Genomic DNA, 25536 nt, shown 5'->3' on the forward strand with positions numbered 1-25536 from the left:
CGTCGCATTTTATCGGGGATATCCATGACCACATCCGCCAGCGCCGGCCCCAAATGGGGTATGGGCGTCGATCTTGAACGCTGCATCGGCTGCCACGCCTGTTCGGTCGCGTGCAAAGTCGAAAACTCCGTCTCGCTGGGCCACTTCCGCACCAAGGTGTACTACTACGATTTCGCCGCGGTCAATCCGTACAACCAGCAGCCGACCACCAGGCGCGCCTTCCTGCCCACGCTGTGCATGCAATGCGAGGACGCGCCCTGCCTGGACGCCTGCCCGACCGACGCCATCACGCGCGGCGACGATGGCATCGTGCGCATCGACGACGCGGTCTGCGACCGCAGCCGCGACTGCATCAAGGCCTGCCCGTATGGCGCCATCCACATCGACCCCGTCGCCGAGGTGGCCGACAAATGCGATTTCTGCTCGCACCGGCTGGCCGCCGACATGGAGCCGGCCTGCGTGGAAGTGTGCCCGGCCGACGTCTTCGCGTTCGGCGATTTGAACGATCCGGCCAGCAAGGTCAGTCTGTTCCACGCCAAGCACCGCCAGCAAACGGCGCCCCTCAAGCCGGAGGAAAAAACCCGGCCGCTGGTCCAGTACCGCGGCATCGGCGGCGTGGTGCCGCGCGCGATGGAGCACAAGGTTCCCAAGGGCCGCAGCCATGATCCGTTTTCCTACGAGGCCGAGACCTGGGACCAGTTGAAGTCCGAGTTCGCGAAAGCCGCGCCGCGCGCCGGCAAAGCGCGGGGAGGCTGACATGGACCGTCGGCGATTCATCAAAAGCGGCATCGGCTCGATGGCCACGCTGGGCTTGGGCGAAACCATCCTGCTGACGCCCAACGCGGCCGGCGCCATGAACTACCGGCCGCTGGCCGACGGCCGCCAGCGCAAGGTCAAGAACGACTACCGCCGCGCCAAGCGCATCACCAGCGTGTGCCTGAACTGCTCGACGGTGTGCGGCATCGAGGCCTTCGTCCAGGACGACAAGGTCATCAAAATCCGCGGCAACCCGCTCGACCCGAACATGGGCGGCTACATGACCTGCGCCAAGGGCCAGTCGGGACCGACCATCAACGACTATCCGGAGCGGCTGCTTTATCCGCTCAAACGGGTCGGCGCGCGCGGCGAGGGCAAATGGCAGCGCATCAGCTGGGAGCAGGCCTACAACGAAGTGGCCGAGCGCATCAAGGCCAGCATCGCCAGCGGCCATCCGGAGCGCGTCGCGCTGCACCAGGGCCGCTCGCGCATCGACGCCGAGATCAACCGTTTCCTGAGCGCGATCGGCACGCCGGTGCAGCTGAACCACCGCGCGCTGTGCTCCTCCAACAAGCGCGCCGCCAATTACGTCTCGCTGGGCGAGACCGACTGGGAATCGATCGACGCCGAACGCTGCAAATACTTCCTCAACTTCGGCGCCAACTTCTACGAGGCGCACCAGGGCGGCCTGCACCTGGTCAGCCGGGTGGTCAAGGCGCGCTTCGACCACGGCGCCAAACTGGTCACCTTCGACGTGCGCCTGTCCAACACGGCCGGCCGCAGCGACGAGTGGCACCAGCCCTTCCCCGGCACCGAGGGCGCCGTCGCGCTGGCGATGGCCCACGTGATCATCCGCGAAAACGAGATAGACCATGACTTCGTCGCCAAATTCGTCCAGCCCGGGCTGGAGACGATGCGGGCGTGGCTGGCCACCTGCACGCCGGCATGGGCGGCCGGGCTGTCCGGCATCGCCGCGCGCGACATCGAGCGCCTGGCGCTGGAGTTCGCGCGCCTGCGCCCGGCCGTGGCGGCCTTCACCAACCGTGGCACCGGCGCGCACTACAACGGCTTCAACGCCGAACGCGCGGTCGTCATGCTCAACGCGCTGGTCGGATCGATCGCCAAGCCCGGCGGCTATTGCTACGGGCTCGATGAAAAGCTGTCGGCGGCCCGCTATCCGCAGCCGCAGCCGGTGCCGCCGGCGCCGAAGATCCGCACCGACCTCGAAGACCCGCCCGAATGGCCGCTGGCGAACCGCTGGCAGAAGATGAAGGTCGGCCAGATCGTCTACGACTACCTGCGCCAGGGCCGCGCCAGGCTGGACGTCTACCTCAGCTACACCATCGGCTCGCCGATGACGTGGCCCGAGGGCCGCAGCACCACCGTCGAGGTGCTGCGCGACGAGAAGCTGATCCCCTTCCACGCCTGCTCGGACGTGGTCTATTCGGAGATGGCGCACTACGCCGACTTGATCCTGCCCGACGCGACCTACCTGGAACGCTGGGGCATGGACATCCGCAACAACTTGGAGCTGACCCACTACGTCGCGCTGCGCCAGCCGCTGGTGCCGCCGCCGGGCGAGGCGCGCAGCTACGCCGACGTGCTGTTCGACATCGGCCGTCGGCTGGCTCCCGAGCAGGCCAAGTACTTCCAGTTCGGCGGCCACGAGGACTTCGTGCGCGCGCAGTGCTCCAAGCTGCCGACCACGGGGCCGGACGGACGGCAGTTCAAGGACGGCTTCGACTACATGAAGCATTACGGCGTGTATGTGGACCTGTCGCAGCCGAAGCCGTACCAGGTGTACCAGAAGCCGCTGGACGACCAGCAGCTCGCCGGCAGCCGCGTCGACGCCGGCACCGGCGTGATCTACCGTCCCAACGACAAGGGCAAGGAGGCGGCGGTCGGCCTGCTGGTCGACGGCAAGGCGGTGCGGGGCTTCACCACGCCGTCGCGCAAGTTCGAGGTGCATGCGCCGGAGGTCACGCAGGTGGCCAGCACGCTGGGCATCGTCGACGACGGCCTGCCGACGTTCGCGCAGATCCCATCGCACCACAAGCTGCCGGCGGACCGCTTCATCCTGACCACGTTCAAGTGGAACGTCCACACGCAGGCGCGCACCGCGTCGCAAAAATACCTGGTCGAGATCGTGCATGACAATCCGATGTGGATCAACGCCGGCGTGGCCAGGAAGCTCGGGCTCAAAAGCGGCGACATGGTCGAACTGACCACGTACCGGCCGCGTTCCGGCCCGGCGGACCAGGCCGGCCAGCAGGCCTATCGCGGCACCGGCGAGAAAATGGGCTCGGCGCGGATGCGGGTGTTCGTCACGCGCGGCATCCACCCGCGCGTGGTGGCGGTGTCCAATTCGATGGGCTGGATCAGCGGCGGGCGCGCCAGCGAGGGCCGCGGCGGCCGCCGGGTGGAGGTGGCGGCGCGCGGCATCGCGCCCGACGCGGCCAAGGGCTTCGGCCCGGCGCCGGCGCTGGACGATCTGAACGCCGGGGTGTGGTGGGACGAAAAGAACGGTGGCAAGGGCAACGGCGTCAACATCAACGCGCTGTTGCCGATCAACCCGCAGCCGCTGGTGGGCATGCAGGCGTGGTTCGACACCGTGTGCTCGCTGCGCAAGGTGACGTAGCTACATATGGCGGACTGGCGCTCGGCACCCGCCAATCCGCTATTTTTTTCGTACTGACACTTTGGCGGGCTGGGGCTCGACCGGTCTTGGTTGCGGGTAATGCGTCATCAGCGCGCTGGATCCCGCCAACCGTACATTTGCCTGCCGCTCAGGCGTCCAGCTATTGAATTCCCGTTGAGCCTGTTGGATTTGTTTGGCAAGACTACTGGGCTTTTTCATGATCATTCTCCAAACTTGCTTTCACACTTCCCGGCATACCCAGGTTCAACGCCTTGATGAGGCGTGGAATCTCGCTTGATACTATAGCAGTTTCGATATCGAGGTACGTATTTTGAAAACGTAAGAAGCGCGGCTTGCCTCCTCTGCCGCGCCAGTCCACCGCCTTCCCTTCCGAGTCCTTACGAAGCTCGCCGGCATCAAAAATATCCTGATATTGTCTCGGAGCGACACCTTCGAACGGTTCGAAGTTCACCAGATCAATCGATGGCACCGCCGGATCGACGCTGATCGAATCCCGGTGCAACGGTTTGGCCTTGCTCTTGGGATATGGCTCGACGTACACGACCCGCTTGATACCACTGGCGACGATATGCCGCGCGCACATGTGACATGGGAACGTCGTACAAAACAAGGTCGCGTCCTTCACCGAAATTCCCAGCCTCGCTGCAGACATTAAAGCGGCCATCTCTGCATGGACGCTGCGGCCAAATTCGAGCAAACCCATTACACGTGTGCCACGCAAGACCGCCTTCCTCCCACCAGAAATCAGATCCCGGACAAGCTCATTCAGTTTGGTGGCGTTGATTTCTCGGGACAGAAGCTTATTGCTTTCCCATACACGCTGCGCAGTGTCTCAACTTCTTTTGGATGCTTCAGCGAACGTAGAATGAAGGCATTTTGAGAAGGCGTGCCGCCCAACTCCTCCGATCGAATACGCCGGATCTCCGCAATGCCAAGCAATGCGACCGCGTCCCCGCTACCGCTCTTCGTGCGAAGACGAGTTCCCTCATCCATCAAATGGGAAATTCTATTATCCTCGGTTTCAAGAGTATGATCGGTTCCAAAAAAGATCTCTATTTGTCGGCTTAATTGGATCGTCTTGGCCTTGTATCCCACAGCTTGCAGCTCGCGATAAAGAACGGTAATCACAGGTTCCAGGTTCACGCCAATCGGCCCCACGATGCCGAATACCAGTTCAGGGTGAGGATCCGGAGAGAGTGGATGCTCGACGATGGGTTTCGCCACGCGGCGTTCGTCCGGGCCAGTGAACAATTGAGGATCGACGTGGGAAGCGGTTCGCTTTTTTGTCGCGCGCTTAGGCATGTCCTCTCCCGATTCCCGGTACGTTATGGTCCGCAAACGCGACAGCAAGTTTTAGTATCCGGCGGTGCTGAATTTTCGTCAAACAATCATCTGAGCAAATGAAAAAAACCTCCACGGTATTTGATACATATAAAGAAAAGGCCCCAAAATGGGGCCAATTTGTCACACAACATTAATTAAAGCGACCCGGTCTATGCCGCGTGCGTATGGCTATCCACCGGCACCGGCGCGACCGGCTTGCCGAAAGCGGCCAACAGCGTCGCCTCCTTCTGCTTGGCCGACTTCAGGTGGCGCTCCTTCACATGCCCGTAGCCGCGGATGTCCTCCGGGATGCTGGCGATGGCAACCGCCTGCGCCAGATTTTCCGCCGTCAGCTTGGGCAGCAACGAGGCCACCGTCTGGCGATACTCGCCGATCAGCGCGCGTTCCATCTTGCGCTCCGCCGTGTAGCCGAACACATCGAGCGCCGTGCCGCGCAGGCCCTTGAATTTGGCCAGCACCCCGAACGCCTTCATCATCCACGGCCCGAACTCCTGCTTGATCAAATGGCCGCTGGCGTCGTGCTTGGCCAGCAGCGGCGGCGCCAGGTGGAACTTGAGCTTGACGTCGCCCTCGAACATGCCGGCGATCTTCTGCTGGAACGCGCCGTCGGTGTACAGGCGCGCGACCTCATACTCGTCCTTGTACGCCATCAGCTTGTAATAGTAGCGCGCCACCGCCTCGCTCAGGCGGGTCGACTTGCCCAGCTTGGCCTCCTCGGCGCGCACCTGGTCGACGAACGTCTTGTACTGCTGCGCATAGTCGGCGTTCTGATACGCGGTCAGCAGCTCGACGCGGCGGTTGACGATATCGTCCAGGGTCTGCGTGCGTTTGAACTCGATCACCTTCGCCGGCGTGGTCAGTTTGGTCACGGAACCCAAGTCGTGCGCGGCGGTGCGCCCCCAGTGGAACGCGGCCTTGTTGAAGTTGACCGAGATCGCGTTCAACTCGATCGCCTTGACGAGCGAAGCCTCGCTCAGCGGCACGTGCCCCTTCTGGAACGCGTAACCCAGCATGAACATGTTGGTGGCGATCGAGTCTCCCATCAGCGCGGTGGCGATCTGGCCGGCGTCGACGAAGTCCACGTGGTCGTTGCCGCAGGCGCGCAGGATCTCGCCGCGCGAGCCGGCGTCCGGGAACTGCCAGTCCGGATTCTTGACGAAGGCGGCGGTCGATGAACCGGTCGAGTTGATCATCGCGTGCGTGCGCCCCTCGCCCATGCGCGACAAGGCGTCGCGGCTGGCGGTGACGATCAGATCGCAGCCGATCACCAGGTCGGCGCTGCCGGTGCCGACGCGGGTCGAGTGCAAATCGGCCTGGTTGTCGGCCAGGCGCACGTGCGACATCACCGGGCCGCCCTTCTGCGCCAGTCCGCTCATGTCCAGCACGATGGCTCCCTTGCCTTCGACGTGCGCCGCCACGGCCAGGATCTGGCCGACGGTGACCACGCCGGTGCCGCCGATGCCGGTGATCAGGATGCCGTACGGCGTATCCGTCGACGGCAAGGCGGGCATCGGCAAGACGGCCGCCGGAGCGTCGCCGGTCGCCGCCTTCTTCGGCTTCTTCAACGCGCCGCCTTCGACCGTCACGAAGCTCGGGCAGAAGCCGGTGGTGCACGAGAAGTCCTTGTTGCAGGACGACTGGTTGATCTGGCGCTTGCGGCCCAGTTCCGTCTCCAGCGGCTCCACCGACAGGCAGTTCGACTGCACCGAGCAGTCGCCGCAGCCTTCGCAGACGGCTTCGTTGATGACGGCGCGCTTGGCCGGATCGGGGTACTCGTTGCGCTTGCGGCGGCGGCGCTTCTCGGAGGCGCAGGTCTGGTCGTAGATCATCGCCGACACGCCCGGCATGTCGCGCAGCTCGCGCTGCACGTCCATCAATTCGCTGCGATGGCGCACGGTGACGCCGGGCGCCCAGTTGTAATCATGCGGGTATTTTTCCGGCTCGTCGGTGACGACGATGATCGGCGTCACGCCCTCGGCCGCGATCTGGCGCGAGATCATGCCCGGATCGAGCGGGCCGTCGAACTGCTGGCCGCCCGTCATGGCGACGGCGTCGTTGAACAAGATCTTGTAGGTGATGTTGACCTTGGCCGCCACCGCCGCGCGGATCGCCAGTATCCCCGAGTGGAAGTAGGTGCCGTCGCCCAGGTTGGTGAAGACGTGCTTCTCGTTGGTGAACGGCGCCTGGCCGACCCAGGTCACGCCCTCCGCGCCCATGTGCGTGAAGGTCGAGGTTTCGCGGTCCATCCACAGCACCATGTAGTGGCAGCCGATGCCGGCCAGCGCGCGCGAGCCCTCCGGCACTTTGGTCGACGAATTGTGCGGGCAGCCGGAGCAGAAGTACGGCGTGCGGTCGGTGTCCGGATTGGCCTTGGTGGGCAGCGTTTTGAGCGCCAGTTCCTTCGCCTCGAGGAAGGCCACGCGCTGCTTGACGCGCTCGGCGACCGGATGGCCGTCGCAGTAGTGGGCGATGCGCGAGGCGATGGCGCGCGCGATCTGCGCCGGATTGAGTTCGTAGGTGGCCGGTAGCAGCCAGTCGCCGTGGCCGGTCTTGCCCTTGTTGCTCCATTCGCCGGTGTCGTCGAACTTGCCGACCACGCGCGGACGCTGGCCGTCCGGCAGGTTGTACAGTTCCTCCTTGAGCGCGTATTCGAGGATCTGGCGCTTTTCCTCGACCACCAGGATCTCGTCGAGGCCCTTGGCGAATTCGTGCACGCCGTCCGCCTCCAGCGGCCAGGTCATGCCGATCTTGTACAGGCGGATGCCGATGTCGGCGGCGGCCTGCTCGTCGATGCCCAGGTCGGCCAGCGCCTGGCGCGTGTCCAGGTAGGATTTGCCGGCGGTGATGATGCCGATCTTCGGCCGCGGGCTGTCCCAGATGATTTTATTGAGCTTGTTGGCGCGCGCGTAGGCCAGCGCGGCGTACCACTTGTAGCTGTTCATCCGCACTTCCATATCGAGCACGGTGTCGGGCCAGCGGATATTCAGGCCGCCGGCCGGCAGCTCGAAGTCGGTCGGCAGCTGGATCTGCACGCGGTCCGGGTCGAAGTCGACCACGGCGCCCGATTCGATGATGTCGGTCACGCACTTCATCGACACCCACAGGCCGGTGTAGCGGCTCATGGCCCAGGCGTGCAGGCCGTAGTCGATGTACTCCTGCACCGACGACGGATACAGCACCGGGATGCCGCAGGCGTTGAGGATGTGGTCCGACTGGTGCGCGGTGGACGAGGACTTGGCGGCGTGGTCGTCGCCGGCCAGCACCAGCACCCCGCCATGCCTGGCGCTCCCCGCATTATTCGCGTGCTTGAAGACGTCGCCGCAGCGGTCGACGCCGGGGCCTTTGCCGTACCACATGGAGAAGACGCCGTCGTATTTGGCGTCCTTGAAAAGATTGGTCTGCTGCGTGCCCCACACCGCCGTGGCGGCCAGGTCCTCGTTCATCCCGGGGTGGAACTTGACGTGGTGGGCGTCGAGGTACTTCTTGGCCTTCATCGCCGTCATGTCGACGCTGGTGACCGGCGAGCCGCGGTAACCGGTGATGTAGCCGGCGGTGTTGAGGCCCGCCTTGAGGTCGCGTTCGCGCTGCATCATCGGCAGGCGGATCAGCGCCTGGGTACCGGTCATGAAGGCGCGGCCGCGCTCCAGCGTCCATTTGTCGTCCAGCGAAATGTCGTCCGAGCGGGTGCCGGGGTCCAGCAGCGTACCCTTGTGAGGTGCGTTCATTGATGTCTCCAATATTCTCTGAAATACTGAACGCGGCCGCGCCGGGTAGGCCCTGCCGCGCGCTTGCCGGTGCTCCGTTCTATGCGGTGCTACCGGCGGCTTTTTTACTACTATATGCCTTATGCGGGCGTTTTGCTTGGGTCTTGCAGCACGCCGCGCTTGATCTGATCCAGTTCGATCGATTCGAACAACGCGCGGAAGTTGCCTTCGCCGAAGCCCTCGTCGCCCTTGCGCTGGATGATCTCGAAGAAGATCGGACCGATCACGTTCTGCGTGAAGATCTGCAGCAGCAGTTCGCGCTCGTTGTCGTTGCTGTGGCCATCGATCAGGATGCGCAGGCGGCGCAGGTCTTCCAGGCGCTCGCCGTGGCCCGGCAGGCGGCGGTTGACCAGCTCATAGTACGTCTCGATGGTGTCCTGGAAGGCGATGCCGGTCGCCTTCATCTTCTCGATCGACGTGTAGATGTCGTCGGTGCCCAGCGCGATGTGCTGGATGCCCTCGCCATGGTACTCGTCGAGATACTCGGCGATCTGCGACTTGTCGTCCGACGACTCGTTGATCGGGATGCGCACCTTGCCGCACGGGGAGGTCATGGCTTTCGACTTCAGGCCGGTCAGCTTGCCCTCGATGTCGAAGTAGCGCACCTCGCGGAAGTTAAACATCTTCTCGTAGAAGTCCGCCCATTCCTTCATGCGGCCGCGGTGGACGTTGTTGGTCAGGTGGTCGATGTAGGTCAGGCCGTTGCCGACCGGGTTGGCTTCCGCGCCCGGGATGGCGACGAAGTCGACGTCGTAGATGCTGATGTCGCCGATGGCGCCCTGCTCCCCGCCATTCTTCCCGCGCCAGCGGTCGACCAGGTAGATCAGCGAGTCGCCCACGCCCTTGATGGCGGGGATGTTGAGCTCCATCGGGCCGGTCTTGTTGTCGAAGCCCCAGGCGCCCAGGTCGAGCGCGCGCTTGTAGGCGGCCGCCGCGTCCTGCACGCGGATGGCGATCGCGCACACCGACGGGCCGTGGTGGCGCGCGAAGCGCTGCGCGAACGAGTCCTGCTCGGCGTTGATGATGAAGTTGATGCCGCCCTGGCGGTACAAGGTCACGTCTTTATGACGGTGGCGGGCGATGGCGGTGAAGCCCATGCGCTCGAACAGCGCGCCGAGCGCTTTTGGATCGGGGGCGGCGTATTCGACGAACTCGAAACCGTCGGTCCCCATCGGGTTGTCCCAAGGCTGGAATTGCATGCGTGTCTCCTGGTTAGAATAGCGCCAGTATAGTCCCGTGCACCGGGCATTAAATTGCAAACCATTCGCGTCCACGGCCGTTTTGCGCAATAATATTGCCTCAACACTGAAATATCGAGGGATTTATGACCAAAATTGCGCTGGATAAAACCGATCGTAAGATTCTGTCCATCTTGCAGGCCGACGGCCGGCTGTCGAACCAGGACGTCGCCGAGCTGGTTTCGCTGTCGCCGTCGCCGTGCCTGCGCCGCATCAAGCGGCTGGAAGAAGCGGGGGTGATCCGCCAGTACGTGGCGCTGCTGGACCCGGACAAGATCGGCCTGGGGCTGCTGGCGTATGTGAACGTGCGGCTGGAGAAGCACAGCGACGCGGCCGCGCACAGCAACGCGCGCGCGCTGGGCGCGCAGAACGCGCCGGCGTCGCCGCGCGCCGACTTCGCGGTGTCGGTCGAGCAGTGGCCGGAGGTGGTGGCCTGCTACGCGATGACGGGCGAGATGGATTACCTGCTGCGCGTGCACGTCGAGGACATGGACCACTTCTCGCGCTTCATGATGGCGACCTTGCTGCGCCACCCGGCGGTGCTGGACGTGAAATCGAGCTTCGCCTTGCAGCGCATCAAGGACACCACCGCCCTGCCGCTGGTGTAGCACTTAACAGCGCACCGGGCCTTCCTGTTTGCTTCATATGACAGGGCTACAGAACGTCGGTCCCTGCACGTACACGCTATACTTTTAAACGGAAAGGCACCGAAGGGATTTGTGGAGTTAACGATATGAGCATCGAATTTCTCAGGAACCATGCCCGGGTGCTTAGGGAATTTGCGACGGCCACCACCGAACGCGCGACACTGAACCCCGATGATTTTTGGTTGCAGATCGCCGCGAAGAACCAACAACAGGCCGCCAAGGACGCAATGCAGGCTCTAGCAGCCGCCTTAGCCCAAGAAGCAGAGGAAATCGACAAGCAGGAACCGTTCGACCGCCTGCTTGTCGGTACCGAGAAACTCGACTAACTCGCGAAATGGCTGTTCAAGTGCTGCAATAACGTCACCTCCTTCATCTTGCCGCCGACCGCCGGCTTGGAGAAGGTGAAGCGCTCCATCTCCTTGCACGCCACGCACCAGTCGGCGTAGAAGTCCAGCATGACGACTCAATTGGCTATAGCGTAGCCAACCCCGCCAGCCCAACGCATATCAAGATAATAGTGATACTGGCAAGGTCCGTACTAACGTGTAACAGAGGATCTTCGTCAATCTGCATACGGAAAGATAACAACCATAGTCTTGCGATCCAGATGAAAAAAAGCGGCACCACAAAAAATAAGGGCAGCGACGACGGATATAACTTTGACACATCGCCAGAATTATAGTAAAGCATCAGCACCAAAGCAGAAATGCATCCCGAACTTATGCCAAATATGGCAACTGGCATACTGTCTGCGGGCACGTATCCCCTTCCCGGTACAGTCAGCAAGTTCTCTTCTTTAAGTCGTACAAGCTCATTGTGGCGCTTCAGTAAAGCGAGCGACAAAAAAAGGAAGAACGAATAGGACAGCAACCAGAAAGAAAGTTGAATCTCCGTCGCAGCTGCCCCGCCTATTATCCGGATGGTGTATAGACCAGCCAACATAGCCACATCGATTAATAATATTTTTTTTAAATAAATAGAATATAAGACGGTCAAGACAAAGTAAAAGCAAACAACTTTTAGCAACGAAATGCCGCCCCAAGCCGCAACCGTCACACCCACGACACCCAACAGGGCACTGCAGCACAACGCGCTGAGACGGGAAATAGCACCAGCTGCTATGGGCCGCATTCTTTTACGGGGATGCAACCGATCATGCCGTATGTCAAGGACGTCGTTCAGAAGGTAGGCACTTGACGCACAAAGGCAAAACGCGACAAAGGCAATTGCGCAAGCCCGCCACGAGCTTAGTTCGCCTGAGTGAGCAGTGAGCACCGGAACGAATATCAACAAATTTTTAAGCCACTGCCGGGGACGCATAGCGCGCACCATCAACATGGTACCGCTCACGGCACTGGTATTTTTAACCGTCGTTTCTTGCATATTTTTCTATTCGGAAGAGTTCACATGCAACTACATGTGGATATATTTTTGTAGCAACACATAAGAATTTGGGCATATCAAAACCGATCAGGGCATGACCGCCTGTCCGCTCTCCAAATTTCGGCTGGTAGCTATGATTGCAATGCAAAAGTAAGCATAACTGTGGCAACTATTGCTTAGGTCTAGCGTCCGCACGTGGGCCAAACGCATAGACAGCAAATGGAATCAGGAATGGGTACAAGCTCCAAATTGCTCGTCCATCTATCCTGACGGACAGGGCGGCATAGAGCGGCGGCAGTGACATTAAAACAAGCATGCTTTTAAGCGGAACCAGCTCACCAGGACTATTTCGCATCCCAAGGGCCGCCAGCGGAATCACTATGACAGCAGCACTGGCAATAGACAGCAGAGAACGACCGTCGTGCAGTGCCGTCCAAACGGTCCATAGACTAGGGACCCAGACATATCTAGGCAGACCACTAAATAAATGCCATCGGACAAAGAGCAACCACCCTGCGGCAGCAACCAATACTGCGAGTCCAGGAAAAATTGGAACCCGGCGATACGCCAGTAACCAGAATATAAGGAGAATATTTTCCTCTCTGACAGCTGTTGCACCAAGTCCGGCGCCTAATGCAAGCCAAGGCTGCCCGCTAACTACCCCCAATACGAATAACGCTCGACCGCAAATCGATCCCGGGTCTGTCAGCAGATAGGAGCCATACCAAAACGTCGGCACAGAGAATATTAGCAATAGCGCGGCAAAAATAGCCTGTTTGCGACTTCCTCCGACGCGATCGACCACGAGAGCTATCGCAGAGGCTGCGATTGTTATGGATATCCAATTAATCCCGGCGAAAGTGTTGCGCAAGTCCCCCGGCAAGTATGCCGCAAGGGCAGGCACAAGCACGCGGTATGGGAATGGAGCGCGCAACTCGCCAAATGACACTTCGCCCCTGAGGTAGCGCGCGGTATTAAAATACGCGAGCGAGTCCTCTACGGTCATGCCCCAGTGTGCCAGTAATACTGCAAAAGCGAATGTAGCGAGGAACACAAATATCCCAGCGCGTTGGAGAGGTGTCCAATTCGAGATGTTCGAAGAAGCGTTTACTGCATTCGTTTTTGTTGTGGACATAGCATTTTATACTTGGAGGTTAGCTGAGCGGTACCAAAATCCGCGCGTTAGATTATAGGCGCATGCGCAAAAACATGCGCTTATCGGCAGAGCCTACGGATGGTCAGGGTTTCAGAGTAGCGGGACGCGGCGGTGGAACGCCAAGCTTGGTGTCCTGCCGTTTTTCATGCTGGAGCTATCAGCGATTACTTAAATCGCCACGCCATGGTGTTTCGAATTAAAAAGCGGATTTTACGCTATTTGCGCGCGATCGGAATTTTAGATTCATAGCACTAAAAAAAAATACTTTTTCAGGCGGCGCTCGCCGAGTCGGCGACTTGGAATCGTTCCGATGCGATAGCTCTGGAAGGGAAGTTGATTGCCTGCTGCCCACAGGTCGAGTATCGTCCCCGGCAGGCCTGTGGCGTAAGCGGCACGCTTGGCGTCTGTAGTTCCACGCCAGCAAAATACACGGCACGGTTTACGTGCCGTGTGGATCACTTCAACTTCAAGAAGTGAAATGGCGGTTCAAATGCTGCAGGAACGGCTCGGCCGCCAGGAAGCCGATGATACGGCTGTTCGGGATTTCCTTGCCGCCGTTAAAAAAGATCATGCCCGGTGGGCCGAACAGGCCAAAGCGCTTCATCAGCGCCTTGTCGTCGGCGTTGTTGGCGGTGACGTCCACCTGCAATAACGTCACCTCCTTCATCTTGCCGCCGACCGCCGGCTTGGAGAAGGTGAAGCGCTCCATCTCCTTGCACGCCACGCACCAGTCGGCGTAGAAGTCCAACATCACCGGCTTGGTGCTGGTGGCCAGGATCTGATCCAGTTCGGCCACCGTCTTGATGCGCGTGAAGTGCGCCTCGGCGCCGGCGGCGCCACCGGCCGGCGCGCCCTCGGCGCGGGCCACGCTCAGGTGGCCCAGTGGCTGCAGCACGTCGCGCCCGGCGCTGGCGGCGCCGGTCAGCTCGAACAGGCCGCCGAGCAGGAAGGCCACGCCCAGCGTCTTGCCGACGTAGGCGCCCAGGCCCGCGCCCTTCGGAATGCCGTCGAACACGTGCAGGAACATGGCGCACAGCAGCGCGAACACGCCCCACAGCACCATCATCACAGTGACCGAGAACACCGGCGTGACCATCCAGATGGCGACCGCGATCAGCAGCAGGCCGAAGACTTTTTTGACGCCGTTCATCCAGGCGCCGGCGCGCGGCAGCAGGCTGCCGGCCGAGACGCCCGTCAGCAGCAGCGGCACGCTCATGCCGACCGCCATCGAGAACAGCGCCCAGCCGCCGGTCCAGACGTTGCGCGTCTGGCTGATGTAGAGCAGCGCGCCGGCCAGCGGACCGGCCACGCACGGGCCGACGATCAGCGCCGACAGGGCGCCCATGACGAACACGCCGGCGAATTTGCCGCCGCCCATGCTGCCGCTCTTCTCGCTCAAGCGGCTTTGCAGGCCGCTTGGCAGCTGCAGCTGGTAGACGTCGAACATCGACAGCGCCAGCGTGAACAACAAGGCGCCAAAGGTCAGCAGCACCCACGGCTTTTGCAGCGCGGCGGCCAGGCCTTCGCCGGCCAGGCCGGCGCCGACGCCGAGCGAGGTGTAGACCAGCGCCATGCCAAGGCTGTACGCCAGCGCCAGCATGAAGCCGCGGCCGCGCGAGACATTGCCCTCGCCGACGATGATCGACGACAGGATCGGCACCATCGGCAGCACGCACGGCGTGAACGACAGCAGCAGGCCGAACACCAGGAAGGCCAGGCCGATGCGCCACGCGCTGCCGCTTTGCAGCGTGCGCTGGGCCAGCGAGCTATCGTCTTCCGGCGCGGCGGCCGGCGCCGTGGCGGCGGCGGCAACCGGCGCGGAGGCGGCATCGGCCGCCGCCACCTCGGCCGTGTCGATCGGCGTCAGCTTGCCGGGCTTGCGGGGGTCGACCCGGTAGCTCTGCGAGGCGGGCGAGTAGCACAGGCCCGCGTCCGCGCAGCCCTGGTAGCCGACCAGCAGCGTGTAAGGCGCGGCGGCCGTCACCGGCAGGTCGATGACCAGCTTGTCCTGGTAGGTTTCCATCTCCTTGTTGAAATTGGTGTCGAACTTGCGGATGCCGTTCGGCAGCACCGGCTCGCCCGCTTGCGCGCCGTCGGCGTTAAAACTCAAGCGGTCGCGGTACAGGTGGTAGTCCTTGGCGATGACCCACGTCAGCCGCACGGTCTTGGCGTCGAGCGTCTCGGCGGTCAGCTTGAAGGCCTGGTCGGGCTCCAGGAAATCCCCGGCCCGCGCCTGGGCGCCGGAGAACAGCGCGATCAACGCGACGATCATCGTCGCCAGCATCTGCAGATGCAGCATCCATTTTTGTCGTTTCATGAGATATCCCTATACAACATCAGCCCCTGATCATCGACGGTCAAATAACCCATGTCAGAAGCGTTCAGAAAATTGATTCCGCCCTGCTGCTTGAGCATGGCGATCGTCGAACAACTGCCGGCCGCTATCGCCATCGGCGCCATCACGCTCACCGAGCGCCAATGCCGCACCGGCATGCCGGTGCGCGGATCGAGGATGTGGCAATAGCGCTGCCCATCCAGTTCAAAGTAACGCTCGTAGTCGCCGCTGGTGGCCAGCGCGCCCTGGCTGATCGGGATGCTGGCCATTACCGCGTCGGGATCGCGCGGGTCCTGAATGCCGATGCTCCACGGACGGCCGTCGAGCCGGGGGCCGATGAAGCGCATGTCGCCCCCCAGATTCACATACCCGTGCCGCACGCCGGCCTCGATCAGCAGGGCCGCCGCGCGGTCGGCCGCGTACTCCTTGCCGAAGCCGCCGAAGTCGATCTCCATGCCGGCCTGGCGCAGGAAGACCTCCTCCGTGCCGCAATCGACCTGGTGCCAGCCGACCAGCGCCAGCAACGGTTCCAGCTCCTCCGGGCCGGGCACGCGCGGCCGGCGGAAATCCCAGGCCTTGCGCAGCACGCCGGAGGTGATGTCGAACAGCCCCTCGCTGGCGCCGAACAGCGCGGCGGCGTAGGACATCAACGCCATGGTCTCCTTGTCGCAGGCGACCGGCTCCCGGCCGGCCGCCGCGTTCAGGCGCGAGACGATGCTGTCCGCCCGGTAGCGCGAATACTTCTCCTCGATCCTCCGCACCTCCGCCACGGCCTGCCGCGACAGCAGGTCGGCCGTGTGCGCGTCGGGCGCGGCCAGCCGGATCTCGCAACGGCTGGCCATCGCGTCGAACGCGGTGCGGTGGATCGCGTCTACCATTGCCGGTTGATCCCGATCTGGAAGGTCTGCGCGCGCAAGGTGTCGAGCCCCGGGCTGCCGGAGTTGAACAGGCGCCAGCTGCCGCGCTGCTGGTAGGCCGACACCTTGACGTCGACCGACCACAGCTTGTCGATCTGCTTGCTGACCTTGAGCGCCAGCGTCACCGCGCCGAAGCCCGACAAGCGCTGGTCGGCCGACATGTAGCCCGGATTGACGCCATTGAAGCCCGGCGGGAACGGCGCGCCCAGCACCGGATCGTAGACCGGGTCGAAATAGAAGTCCGCCGCGCTTTGCGTGTACAGGCGCACTTCCGGCGTCACGGTCCAGCCCTGCGACAGCGGCTGCACGTATTCCTGGCCCAGCGTGTGCCCGCGCACGCCGTAGCTGTCGCGGTAGTAGCGGTACGAGGTGCGGCTGACGCCACCGGTGGCGTCGATGTGGTGGTTCCAGCGCGCCAGCAGCGTGGTCTCGTTGCGGCTGCGCGGACGGTTGTCGAAGGCCTTGTACGGATCGGAGAAGTAACCCCTGCCGTGGTCGTGCGCCAGCGTCAGTTGCACCACGTCGTCCTTGGTCAGCACCTGCGTCACGCCCACCAGCAGGTTGGTGGTGTTCTTCTTCTCGCCGACGACGGCGCCGCCGGTGGAATTGATCTCGTCGTTGGAACGGCCGAAGCCGGCCGACCACGTGGTGTTGCGGTCTTCGCTCTCGAAAGTGCCCTGCAGCGACAGCGCGCGCGACACGTAGTCATGCTCGGTCGAATAACTGGCGCCGACCGACACGCTGCCGCGCTCCAGATAGCGCTTGAGCGCGACGTCGCCGGCCTTGCGGTCGTCGCTCATGCGCGAGGCGCCGGAGACGGCCGTGTGGTAGCGCGGCGAGGCGCCCGACACGTCGTCCGTCACCGCCGAGGCGCTGACGCTCCAGACGCCGGCCACCGGCGCCATGACGGACACCGACGGCGCGTGCACGCGGATGCGGTCGAGGCCCGACTGGCTGTCGCGGTAATCGAGATAGCCGATGCTGATCACGCCATTGGTCGGCGGCGCCTCGGCGTGGGCCTGGACGCCCGGCAGCAGCAGCGCCGCCGCCAGGATCGAGGAGGCCAACGAGGGCGCCGGTGAAGGCTGGCCGTCGTTGGAAATGGTGGTTTGTTTACTCGTCATAGGTGATTCCATCTCAGTTGCAACCGCAGCCGCCGCCGCCGACACCGGCGCCGCCCGACGAGGACTCGCGGCTGGTGTAGATATGGTCGTCGTAGCGGCTGAACAAACCGCCGTCGTTGAAGGTCATCTCAGGCTTGGCCAGCGTGCCTTTTTCCCACGGCTGCACGTTGCCGAACGAGGCGCAGCCGGACAGACTGGCGGCCAGCGCCAATGCGATCAGGATCTTCATTTGACGGCTCCCAGCGCGGATTGGATCTTCGCTTCCAGCTCGGCGCGGTCGGCGTCGCGGAAACCCGAATGCTCCAGCAGCACCTTGCCGTCAGGCCCGATCAACACGCTGCTCGGCATGCCCTTGATGCCGTACTGGCGCGGCGTGGCGCCTTTCGGATCGAAGGCGATGGTGAACTTGGCCGGCGTCGCCGCCAGGAAGGCCTTGGCGTCTTCGCTCTTGGCGTCGACGTTGACGCCGACGATCTGCAGCCCGCGCGGACCGTACTTGGCCTGCATCTCGTTCATCCACGGGAAGGACTGGCGGCACGGGCCGCACCACGAGGCCCAAAAGTCCACGTACACCACCTTGCCCGTCAGCTTGGCCAGTTGCACCGCGCCGTCCATGCCCTGCAGGTCGAACTGCGGCGCGGCCGCGCCCTTTTCCAGCGCGAACGCGGACGACGCGCCCAGCGCGGCGGCCAGCAGTACCGATATAGCTTTGATTTTCATAGTCGCTCCAGTGTTAGTGTTGATTGCCATCGCTGCCGCGACGACGGCGCCACACGATCACGCCCAGCGACAGCATGACCAGCAGCGCCAGCATCGGATCGTTGACGCTCTGCGAAGCCGAGCAACCGCCGCCGCCGGCGTTCTGCGGCTTGGCGTTGGATGGGGCCACATTGGCCTGGCCGCTCAAGGCGATGGTCCAGCCGCTGCCGGCCACGTTGGACTGGATCGCGACGTTGCCGTTGTTGCCGCCGGCGTTGACCGGCGTGTAGCCGACCACCAGGTCGCAGCTCGCGCCGGGTTGCAGCGTGAACGGGAAGGCCGCGCAGCCGGTGCTGTCGGCGACGGCGGCGAACGGGCCGCTGAAGGCGGCGCTGGCCAGGGTCAGCGGCGCCGAGCCGCTGTTGGTGAGGGTGAAGCGGCGGGTCGGCGCAGTGGCGCCGATGGTCACGGCGCCGAAGTCGAAGCTTTGCGGATTGACCGCCAGCGAAGGGGCGCTGACCGCGACCCCCACGCCGTTGCCGTTCAACGCCAGCGTGAACTGGGCGCCGGCGTCGGTCGCCAGTTGCAGGCTGGCGGCGCGGGCGCCGGCCGCCGTCGGCCGGAACGCGGTGGTGATGGTGCAGCTGCCGCCGGCGCTGACGGTGCCGTTGGCCAAGCAGGTGCCGCCGGTGACGAAGTCGCCCGGCTGGTTGCCGCCCAGGGTCAAGGTCGAGATGCGCACGGCGGCGTTGCCGCTGTTGCTCAAGGTGGTGGTGTGCTCGGCGGCGGTGGCGCCCACTTGCGTGTCGGCGAAGGCGATCGGGCCGGCCTCGGACAACAGCGGGATGCCGACCGATTGCGTGGTGCCGCTGCCGGTGATGGCCACCTGCAGCGCGGCGGCGTTCGAGGTCACGCCCAGGGTCGAGGCCACGGCGCCGTCGGCGGTCGGGGCGAAGCGCACCGGCACCGAGCAGCTGGCGCCGACGGCCAGGGTGGCGCCGCAGTCGCTGCCGGCGATGGTGAAGGTGCCCGAACCGGTCAAGGCGACGCGGGTGAAGGTCACCGCGACGTTACCGGTATTGGCCAGCACCACCGTCTGCGACGTGGCCGGGGAGCTGATCGAGCGCAGGCCGAAGGCGATCGCGGACGGCGTCGCGGTCAGCGCCGGGGCGGCGGCCGAAGCGGTGCCCGACAGGCTGACCGTGGCGGCGCCGTTGGCGGCGTTGGAGGCCAGCGTCAGGCTGGCGGCGAAGGCGCCGGCGGCGGTCGGCGTGGCCTGTACCGTGACCGTGCAAGCGCCACCGGCCGGCACCGGCGTGGCCGCCGCGCAGCTGCCGCCGAGCGTGAAGAAGTTGGCGTTGGCGCCGCTGACGGCGATCGAGGTGAACGTCAGCGGGGCCTGGCCGGTGTTGTTGACGGTGATCGTCGAGGCGGCCGACGCGGCGCCGGTCAGCTGCGCGCCGAAGTTGACGCTCGGCGCCGACAGCGCGATCGTCGCCTGCGGCGTGGCGTTGCCGGTGCCGCTCAGGGCCACGGTGCTGCTGCCGCCGGTGGCGTTGTGGGTGATGGTCAGGGTGGCCGCGCGCGCGCCGGCCGCCGTCGGACGGAAGTTCACCTGCACGGTGCAGTTGGCGCCCGCCGCCACGGCCGCGCCGTTGGCGCAGCTGCCGCCGGCCAGGGCATAGTCGCCGGCGGCCGCGCCGCCCAGCGTGATGTTACCGATGTTGAGCGCGGCGTTGCCGGTGTTGCTCAAGGTGGTGCCCAGCGGGCCGCTGGTCTGGCCGATGCTGGTGCCGCTGAAGGCCAGGCTGGCCGGCGCCAGCGAGGCGGCCGGCGCCGCCGTCACATTGGGATTGCCGATGAAGGCCGCCAGGTCCGCCAGTTCGGCGGCGCTGAATTTACCGCTGAATTGCCCCATGCCGCCGCGATTGCCGGCGATGGCGTTGGCGATGACGGACGGCTGGTTGGCGCCGCGCAGGATGCCGCTGACGTTGGCCGCCGGCGAGGGCCCGTGACAGGCGACGCAGGTGCCGCCGCCGCTAACGGGGCCGTTCTGGTACAGGCTCTTGCCGTTCAATGCGTCTTGCGCGCTCGCGGACTGCGAAGCCAGTCCGAATAGCAGCGCCGCTGCAGCCGCCTGTCGCAGCCGGAATTCCCACGTTAAACCTGTCATGCCACTCTCCTGAAGTTGATCGAATTGATCCGAACTTGATCTATAAGTTGATCTAAAACCCGCAGACGGAGATCGCAAAGGCGTTGAAGCCGCTGTGCACCAGCGCGCACCACCACCAGCGGCCGGTGCGCTGGTAGAGCAGCGCCAGCGCCAGTCCCGGCGCCAGCACCGCGACGGCGGCCTGCCAGCCGGAGCCCAGGTGCAGCAGCCCGAAAGCGGCCGTCGACGCCAGCACCGGCCAGGCCCACGCGTGCCTGCGCTCCCGCCACGGGCGCCGTATCAGCCACTCCTGCAGGCCGGCGCGGATCACGCACTCCTCCAGCAGCGGCGAGAGCACCAGCAGCCGCAGGCAAACGCCAAGGTCGGGCGCCCGCAACTGCGCGCCGCACAGGGCGTCCGCCGCCCATGGCACGGGCAGAAGTGATGAAATCAGCGACACGTTTGGGAAGCCTGGTTACCGGTTTGCGTATCTTGTCCGACCGTTCATTCCAGGCCGGCCGGTAAAGGTTCTAACTATAGTGGGAGAAATTGCGATTTATTTTCGACCGGTCAAACGGCCCAGCCATTTGGTGGCGAAGCGTTTGTTGGCCTTGAGGGTGTAGTCCAGCGTGGCGAATTGCTCGTCCAGCGCCTCCTGCAGCACGCTGGCCGGATTGGCCGGCGGCAGTTTGAGATAGGCGTCCGCCTCGCCGTAGTCGCGATGGATCTCCATGCCGGCCTTTTTCGCGATGTGCATCATCGTCTTGTTGGACGACAGGCAGTGCATATAAAGGGTGTCGACGTCGTTGTTGCGGCAGTGGATGGCGGCGCGCTCGAACAGCTTGGAGCCGACGCCCATGCCGCGCGCGCTCTTGCTGACGGAGACGCCGAATTCGGCCACCCGCTCCTTGTCGGTGACCGCGCCGCGGGATTCGTCGCGCGGGGCGAACGCCAGATGGCCGACCGCCACCAACTTGAACAAGCGGTTGTACACGCCGAACACCATGTCGCGCGAAAAATCGATCTGGTTGACGTATTTCTCGACCTGCTCGTCGGGCAGCATGGTGCCGAAGCGCAGCAGCCGGTCGCTCTTTTCGAGCTCGAGGAAGTGCTTGACCATGCGCCGCCGGTCGCGCTCCTGCAGCTCCTTGACGAGCACCGTCGGACGGCGCTTGCCGTCTTTGTGCTTGCCCCAGCGGCGCAGCGGATTTTGGAACAGATCGATGGAGTTCATGGTGGCGGACAGGACATGGTGCAGCGCACCATCGCCCTCATTGTACTCCGGTTCAGGCGGACCCGCCTTGCGGGGCGGCCGGGGGCGGCGGCATGGCGCGCCCGTCCCCATCCTCGTCTTCGCCGTCGGCGTCGTCCACCTTCAGCGCCGTTTTGACGGCGGCCACCCGCGCGCGGCGCACCAGCTCCGGTATCCGCTGCGGGTTGGCGGCGCTGGCCTGGGCGATCTCGCCGGCGTTGACGGCGCGCGCGGCCGCCATCGCCGCCTCCAGGTGGGCCAGTTGCGGGAACGGCGCGTCGCGATAGCTGGCAGAGGGCCCGCTGCGGCCGCGCGAATCGCACTCGGTGGCCAGCAGCATCTGCGAAAAGCGCGCCGGCTTGCGGAAGGCGTCGCAGCGCTCAAGCAACTTGACGATGGTGTTGGGCCGCAGTTGCAGCGCGCGGCCGACGTTGCCGTGTTCGCGCGCGGTCATCACCGCCAGGTCGCGGCAATCGGTGGGCACCTTGAGGCGCTTGCACACCTGCTCGACCAGCTTGACGCCCAGTTCCTCATGGCCGTGGTGCGCCGGCCAGGTGGCCGACGGCGTCACGCCCTTGCCCAGGTCGTGCATCAGGCAGGCGAAGCGCGCCGGCAGTTCCAGTCCGGCGCGCGCCGCGCAATCGATCACCTGCAGCACGTGGACACCGGTGTCGATCTCGGGATGCCATTTCTCCGGCTGCGGCACGCCCCACAGCACGTCGAGCTCCGGCAGGATGCGCGCCAGCGCGCCGCAATCGCGCAGCACGTCGAACATGCGCGACGGCTGGTCCTCCATCAGCCCGCGCGACAGCTCCTGCCACACGCGCTCCGGCACCAGCGCGTCGACCTCGCCCTGCTCCGTCATTTGCCGCATCAGCGCGTTGGTTTCCGGCGCCACGCGGAAGTCGCTGTAACGGGCGGCGAAACGGGCCAAGCGCAGGATGCGCACCGGGTCCTCGGCGAAGGCGTCGGAGACATGGCGGAACACGCGCTGTTCGATATCGCGCCGGCCGCCGAACGGATCGGTCAGGGTGCCGTCGTCGGCGCGCGCGATGGCGTTGATGGTCAGGTCGCGCCGGATCAAATCCTCCTCCAGCGTGACGTCGGGCGAGGTATGGAACACGAAGCCCTTGTAGCCGGGCGCGGTCTTGCGCTCGGTGCGGGCCAGCGCGTATTCCTCCTGCGTCTTCGGATGCAGGAACACGGGGAAGTCCTTGCCGACCGGGCGGAAGCCCTGCGCCAGCATGTCGTCCGGCGTGGCGCCGACCACCACGTGGTCGTGGTCCTTGACCGGCAGGCCAAGCAGCTCGTCGCGCACGGCGCCGCCGACTACATAAATCCGCATCATCGTCAGTCCGGCATTTCAGCGTCGTGCTTGGGCGCCGTTTCAGTTTCCGCCAGCGCCTCGGCCACCCAGCGCGCCACGGCCGGATGCGCCAGCACGCGCTGGCAGTAGGCGTCCAGCGCCGGCGCCAGCGACACGCCGTAGGTGCGGAAGCGCATCACCACCGGCGCGTAGTAGGCGTCGGCGATCGAGAAGTCGCCGAACAGGAACTGGTGGTGGCCGAAGCGCGACAGGCACTCCTCCCAGATCTCGCTGATGCGGCCGATGTCGGCCTGCGAGCCGTTGGTGCGGCCCTTGCCGGGGAAGCTGGCGCGGATATTCATCGACATCGACTTGCGCAGGTCGGCAAAGCCGGCGTGCATCTCGGCGCAGATCGAACGCGCCATCGCGCGCGCGGCCACGTCCTGCGGCCACAGATGCAGCTCCTGGAACTGTTCGGCCAGATACTCGCAGATGGCCAGGCTGTCCCAGATCGTCATCTCGCCGGCCAGCAGCACCGGCACTCGGCCGCTGGCCGAATAGCCGCAGATGCGGTTGGCGGTGTCGGCCTGGTCGAGCAGCACGCGCACCTCCTGGAACGGGATGCCGAACGCGGTCATCGCCACCCAGGGCCGCATCGACCACGACGAATAGTTCTTGTTGCCGATGATGAGCGTCAGCCCCGGCTCGCGCGCGGTGGCCAGGGTTTGCGACAGGCTGGGATCAAGTTTGGTGGTCTGCATCATGCGTCCGTGGTGATAGTGTGGTCAGCGCGAGCCGTAGCTCGTTTGCTGTTCTTCCTCGCTGGTGTAGGAGCGCGGCGCGACGGTGCCGATGCGCGCCTTCAGCGATTGCGGACGGCCCTCGAACAGGGCCGCGTAATAGGTGGCGTTCGACATCACGTTCTTGACGTAGGTGCGCGTCTCGACGAACGGAATGGACTCGATGAAGATGGCGCCGTCGATCGGCTTGGTCAGCGTCGCGCGCCACCTGCGCGAGCGCCCCGGGCCCGCGTTGTAGGCGGCCGTGGCCAGCACCTGCGAGCCGTCCATGTTCCCGAGCACCATGTTCAGGTAATTGGTGCCCAACATGATATTGGTACGCACGTCGGTCAGCATCTCCTGCGCGAAGTCGGACACGCCCATTTTCTTGGCCACCCAGCGCGCGGTCGACGGCATCACCTGCATCAAGCCGGACGCCCCCGCGTGCGATTGCGCGCCGAGGATGAAGCGCGATTCCTGCCGCATCAAGCCATACACCCAGGCCTTGTCGAGGCCCAGCGTTTGCGTGGCCGGGTGCATGACGTCGAGGTGCGGCGACGGGAAGCGCTGCGTGTAGTCGACCTGGATGCGGGTGCGGTCCGAGGTGTTGACCATGCGGTCGAGGATATCGTTCTGGCGCGCGAATTCGGCGGCGGCCAGGTGTTCGCGCTCGTTCAGGCCGCGCAGGCCCCAGTTCCATTCGCGCGTGCCCTCGAAGCGCAAGCGCATGCCGAAGAACTTGAGCGCGCGCTGGAAGTTGGGATTGGCGGCGATCGGCGCGATCTCGGCGGCGCTGATCGGCAAGCCTGGCAGCGGAATCGTGATCAACTGGCCGGTTTCCTCCAGCGCCAGCTGGCCGTAGAAATTGGGCTGGTCCGAGATGCCGCGGAACAGCCGCTCCGCCTCGCCGCTCGGGTGGTTGGTCGCGCCGGCTTCGGCCATCAGCGCGCGGCCAAGCCAGTAGATCCACGCCGGATCGTCGCGCAGCGACGCCGGCATCGTCTGGATATTGGCCTTGACCTGGCGCCAGTCGCCGGCGCGCAGCGCGATGCGGGTTTTCCACTGGATCTGGTCGATCGACAGCTTGGCGCCGTTCGAGCGCCGCCAGTAATCGGCGGTGTCGTCGGCCAGCGAATAGGACGACTGCAGCGCGATCGCCGCCCAGCCCTCCTGGCGCTCCTGCGGACTCAGTTGCGAGGCGGCCTTCTCCAGCGCCAGCGCCGCCAGCTTGACGCTGGTCTTGGCCATGCGGCCGATGGCCACCACGTAGATTTCATGTTCGGTGCGGCCGGCGCCCGGCCCCTTGGCCAGCGCCAGGGCCGGCGTGTCGACCGCCTGCACCGCTTTCTTTTCCGGCCCGCCCAGCAGGGCGACGATGCGGCGCGCCTGTCCGGTGGCGTTGAATTCGCCGGCCAGGCGCAGTTGTTCGTACAAATCGTCGGCGTTGAACTGGCCGCCCTGGAACAGCGTGGCGATCAGGCCCGCGCATGGCTCGCCGTAGACCGACGGGGACGTGAGCAGCGCGCGCGCCTCGTCGGCCACCCGCTGCCCCTTGAGCGCGCGCGATTGCAGCGCGTAGCATTTGACCTGGGTGTCGTCGTTGAGCACAAACAGCGGCAGCTGCTCGTCGAAGGTGGCCCAGTCGCGCTTGCGGCCCAGGTCCAGCAGCCAGTCGTTGCGCAGGCGGTCGACGATGGCCTGGCCATCGTAGCGCTTCATGAAATCGCGGATTTCGGCGTACGAGGCGTCCTTCAGGCGCGATTTGAGCCGATAATAATCGACATACGAAGGAATGGAATAATTGGCAAGGCGGGCGGCGTAGAAATCCACCTTGGCCGCGTCGTCCTGGCGCACCGCGTCGCGCAGCAGCAGGAAGGCATCGTCCTCGCGGCGCGTCTCGGCGCCGATCACCTCCGCCCTGGCCTGCGACATATAAACCGGGTTGAGCGCAACCCAGGCCACGACGGCGACGCCGGCAATCCATTTCGAAGCGGAAATCAATGTGCAACTCTCTTAGGCAGTAAA

At 64.4% G+C, this 25536-nt stretch carries 22 protein-coding genes; 4 read left to right on the plus strand and 18 right to left on the minus strand.

Going from position 1 to position 25536, the window contains the following annotated elements; genetic code table 11:
• The first annotated feature begins 24 nt into the window (after window positions 1–24).
• Complete coding sequence (locus JOD97_RS17450) at window positions 25–756, plus strand: 4Fe-4S dicluster domain-containing protein (RefSeq protein WP_209720721.1); 732 nt, start codon at window positions 25–27, stop codon at window positions 754–756.
• A gap of 1 nt (window position 757) precedes the next feature.
• Entirely contained in the window at window positions 758–3394 is a 2637-nt protein-coding gene (locus tag JOD97_RS17455) for a molybdopterin-dependent oxidoreductase (RefSeq protein ID WP_209720724.1), read from the plus strand.
• 202 nt (window positions 3395–3596) lie between these two features.
• Here JOD97_RS17455 and JOD97_RS17460 read toward each other — a convergent pair whose 3' ends face one another.
• The 4 genes from JOD97_RS17460 to hppD form a co-directional block, all read right to left on the minus strand.
• Complete coding sequence (locus tag JOD97_RS17460; RefSeq protein WP_209720727.1) at window positions 3597–4118, minus strand: deaminase; 522 nt, start codon at window positions 4116–4118, stop codon at window positions 3597–3599.
• A gap of 62 nt (window positions 4119–4180) precedes the next feature.
• Entirely contained in the window at window positions 4181–4717 is a 537-nt protein-coding gene (locus tag JOD97_RS17465; protein WP_209720729.1) for a hypothetical protein, read from the minus strand.
• Between the two features lie 191 nt (window positions 4718–4908).
• Window positions 4909–8484, minus strand: a complete 3576-nt coding sequence (locus tag JOD97_RS17470; RefSeq protein WP_209720733.1) for an indolepyruvate ferredoxin oxidoreductase family protein — start codon at window positions 8482–8484, stop codon at window positions 4909–4911.
• A gap of 119 nt (window positions 8485–8603) precedes the next feature.
• Complete coding sequence (gene hppD, locus JOD97_RS17475) at window positions 8604–9722, minus strand: 4-hydroxyphenylpyruvate dioxygenase (protein WP_209720736.1); 1119 nt, start codon at window positions 9720–9722, stop codon at window positions 8604–8606.
• 125 nt (window positions 9723–9847) lie between these two features.
• On the opposite strand from hppD, the gene JOD97_RS17480 reads away from it, so the two are divergent.
• Entirely contained in the window at window positions 9848–10369 is a 522-nt protein-coding gene (locus tag JOD97_RS17480) for an Lrp/AsnC family transcriptional regulator (RefSeq protein WP_209720739.1), read from the plus strand.
• A gap of 125 nt (window positions 10370–10494) precedes the next feature.
• The gene (locus JOD97_RS17485; protein ID WP_209720742.1) at window positions 10495–10734 is read left to right on the plus strand and encodes a hypothetical protein; all 240 of its coding nucleotides are present in this window, start codon (window positions 10495–10497) and stop codon (window positions 10732–10734) included.
• On the opposite strand, the gene JOD97_RS33000 is transcribed toward JOD97_RS17485, so the two are convergent.
• From JOD97_RS33000 to JOD97_RS17550, 14 genes are all read right to left on the minus strand, one after another.
• Entirely contained in the window at window positions 10731–10865 is a 135-nt protein-coding gene (locus JOD97_RS33000) for a hypothetical protein (protein ID WP_255585835.1), read from the minus strand. The two genes, JOD97_RS17485 and JOD97_RS33000, sit on opposite strands and share 4 nt — an antisense overlap.
• Before the next feature lie 14 nt (window positions 10866–10879).
• Window positions 10880–11791, minus strand: a complete 912-nt coding sequence (locus JOD97_RS17490) for a UbiA family prenyltransferase (protein WP_209720745.1) — start codon at window positions 11789–11791, stop codon at window positions 10880–10882.
• 169 nt (window positions 11792–11960) lie between these two features.
• Window positions 11961–12926, minus strand: a complete 966-nt coding sequence (locus tag JOD97_RS17495) for a hypothetical protein (RefSeq protein WP_209720748.1) — start codon at window positions 12924–12926, stop codon at window positions 11961–11963.
• Window positions 12927–13413: 487 nt separating this feature from the next.
• Window positions 13414–15264, minus strand: a complete 1851-nt coding sequence (gene dsbD, locus JOD97_RS17500) for a protein-disulfide reductase DsbD (protein WP_209720751.1) — start codon at window positions 15262–15264, stop codon at window positions 13414–13416.
• The gene (locus tag JOD97_RS17505) at window positions 15261–16160 is read right to left on the minus strand and encodes an FAD:protein FMN transferase (protein ID WP_209720756.1); all 900 of its coding nucleotides are present in this window, start codon (window positions 16158–16160) and stop codon (window positions 15261–15263) included. The genes dsbD and JOD97_RS17505 overlap by 4 nt, the downstream gene beginning before the upstream one ends.
• Window positions 16154–17323, minus strand: a complete 1170-nt coding sequence (locus JOD97_RS17510) for a DUF3570 domain-containing protein (protein ID WP_209720759.1) — start codon at window positions 17321–17323, stop codon at window positions 16154–16156. The genes JOD97_RS17505 and JOD97_RS17510 overlap by 7 nt, the downstream gene beginning before the upstream one ends.
• 13 nt (window positions 17324–17336) lie before the next feature.
• Window positions 17337–17552: a DUF4266 domain-containing protein gene (locus tag JOD97_RS17515; protein ID WP_209720762.1), complete on the minus strand. Its 216-nt coding sequence runs from the start codon at window positions 17550–17552 to the stop codon at window positions 17337–17339.
• The gene (locus JOD97_RS17520) at window positions 17549–18043 is read right to left on the minus strand and encodes a TlpA disulfide reductase family protein (RefSeq protein WP_209720766.1); all 495 of its coding nucleotides are present in this window, start codon (window positions 18041–18043) and stop codon (window positions 17549–17551) included. Before JOD97_RS17520 ends, JOD97_RS17515 begins: the two co-directional genes overlap by 4 nt.
• A 13-nt stretch (window positions 18044–18056) precedes the next feature.
• Entirely contained in the window at window positions 18057–20195 is a 2139-nt protein-coding gene (locus JOD97_RS17525; RefSeq protein ID WP_209720768.1) for a choice-of-anchor D domain-containing protein, read from the minus strand.
• A 52-nt stretch (window positions 20196–20247) separates the two neighbouring features.
• Window positions 20248–20634 (minus strand): JDVT-CTERM system glutamic-type intramembrane protease, encoded by a 387-nt coding sequence (gene mrtJ / locus JOD97_RS17530; protein ID WP_373999886.1) that lies wholly within the window; start codon window positions 20632–20634, stop codon window positions 20248–20250.
• Between the two features lie 96 nt (window positions 20635–20730).
• The gene (locus JOD97_RS17535) at window positions 20731–21408 is read right to left on the minus strand and encodes a GNAT family N-acetyltransferase (RefSeq protein WP_209720771.1); all 678 of its coding nucleotides are present in this window, start codon (window positions 21406–21408) and stop codon (window positions 20731–20733) included.
• 52 nt (window positions 21409–21460) lie between these two features.
• Window positions 21461–22771, minus strand: coding sequence for a multifunctional CCA addition/repair protein (locus JOD97_RS17540; RefSeq protein WP_209722617.1), 1311 nt, complete (start codon window positions 22769–22771; stop codon window positions 21461–21463).
• A gap of 5 nt (window positions 22772–22776) precedes the next feature.
• A complete protein-coding gene (locus JOD97_RS17545) occupies window positions 22777–23493 on the minus strand; it encodes a glutathione S-transferase family protein (protein ID WP_209720774.1) in 717 nt (238 codons plus the stop codon).
• 24 nt (window positions 23494–23517) lie between these two features.
• Entirely contained in the window at window positions 23518–25512 is a 1995-nt protein-coding gene (locus JOD97_RS17550; RefSeq protein WP_209720778.1) for a lytic transglycosylase domain-containing protein, read from the minus strand.
• Window positions 25513–25536: the final 24 nt, after the last annotated feature.

Source organism: Duganella sp. 1411, from assembly GCF_017833525.1.
GTDB lineage: Bacteria > Pseudomonadota > Gammaproteobacteria > Burkholderiales > Burkholderiaceae_D > Rugamonas.

Excerpts from the sequence above, each read along its gene's own strand:
- JOD97_RS17450 (WP_209720721.1), top strand. The coding sequence starts at position 25 with ATGACCACATCCGCCAGCGCCGGCCCCAAATGGGGTATGGGCGTCGAT.
- JOD97_RS17455 (WP_209720724.1), top strand. The coding sequence starts at position 758 with ATGGACCGTCGGCGATTCATCAAAAGCGGCATCGGCTCGATGGCCACG.
- JOD97_RS17460 (WP_209720727.1), bottom strand. The coding sequence starts at position 4,118 with ATGGGTTTGCTCGAATTTGGCCGCAGCGTCCATGCAGAGATGGCCGCT.
- JOD97_RS17465 (WP_209720729.1), bottom strand. The coding sequence starts at position 4,717 with ATGCCTAAGCGCGCGACAAAAAAGCGAACCGCTTCCCACGTCGATCCT.
- JOD97_RS17470 (WP_209720733.1), bottom strand. The coding sequence starts at position 8,484 with ATGAACGCACCTCACAAGGGTACGCTGCTGGACCCCGGCACCCGCTCG.
- hppD (WP_209720736.1), bottom strand. The coding sequence starts at position 9,722 with ATGCAATTCCAGCCTTGGGACAACCCGATGGGGACCGACGGTTTCGAG.
- JOD97_RS17480 (WP_209720739.1), top strand. The coding sequence starts at position 9,848 with ATGACCAAAATTGCGCTGGATAAAACCGATCGTAAGATTCTGTCCATC.
- JOD97_RS17485 (WP_209720742.1), top strand. The coding sequence starts at position 10,495 with ATGAGCATCGAATTTCTCAGGAACCATGCCCGGGTGCTTAGGGAATTT.
- JOD97_RS33000 (WP_255585835.1), bottom strand. The coding sequence starts at position 10,865 with ATGCTGGACTTCTACGCCGACTGGTGCGTGGCGTGCAAGGAGATGGAG.
- JOD97_RS17490 (WP_209720745.1), bottom strand. The coding sequence starts at position 11,791 with ATGCAAGAAACGACGGTTAAAAATACCAGTGCCGTGAGCGGTACCATG.
- JOD97_RS17495 (WP_209720748.1), bottom strand. The coding sequence starts at position 12,926 with ATGTCCACAACAAAAACGAATGCAGTAAACGCTTCTTCGAACATCTCG.
- dsbD (WP_209720751.1), bottom strand. The coding sequence starts at position 15,264 with ATGAAACGACAAAAATGGATGCTGCATCTGCAGATGCTGGCGACGATG.
- JOD97_RS17505 (WP_209720756.1), bottom strand. The coding sequence starts at position 16,160 with ATGGTAGACGCGATCCACCGCACCGCGTTCGACGCGATGGCCAGCCGT.
- JOD97_RS17510 (WP_209720759.1), bottom strand. The coding sequence starts at position 17,323 with ATGACGAGTAAACAAACCACCATTTCCAACGACGGCCAGCCTTCACCG.
- JOD97_RS17515 (WP_209720762.1), bottom strand. The coding sequence starts at position 17,552 with ATGAAGATCCTGATCGCATTGGCGCTGGCCGCCAGTCTGTCCGGCTGC.
- JOD97_RS17520 (WP_209720766.1), bottom strand. The coding sequence starts at position 18,043 with ATGAAAATCAAAGCTATATCGGTACTGCTGGCCGCCGCGCTGGGCGCG.
- JOD97_RS17525 (WP_209720768.1), bottom strand. The coding sequence starts at position 20,195 with ATGACAGGTTTAACGTGGGAATTCCGGCTGCGACAGGCGGCTGCAGCG.
- JOD97_RS17535 (WP_209720771.1), bottom strand. The coding sequence starts at position 21,408 with ATGAACTCCATCGATCTGTTCCAAAATCCGCTGCGCCGCTGGGGCAAG.
- JOD97_RS17540 (WP_209722617.1), bottom strand. The coding sequence starts at position 22,771 with ATGCGGATTTATGTAGTCGGCGGCGCCGTGCGCGACGAGCTGCTTGGC.
- JOD97_RS17545 (WP_209720774.1), bottom strand. The coding sequence starts at position 23,493 with ATGCAGACCACCAAACTTGATCCCAGCCTGTCGCAAACCCTGGCCACC.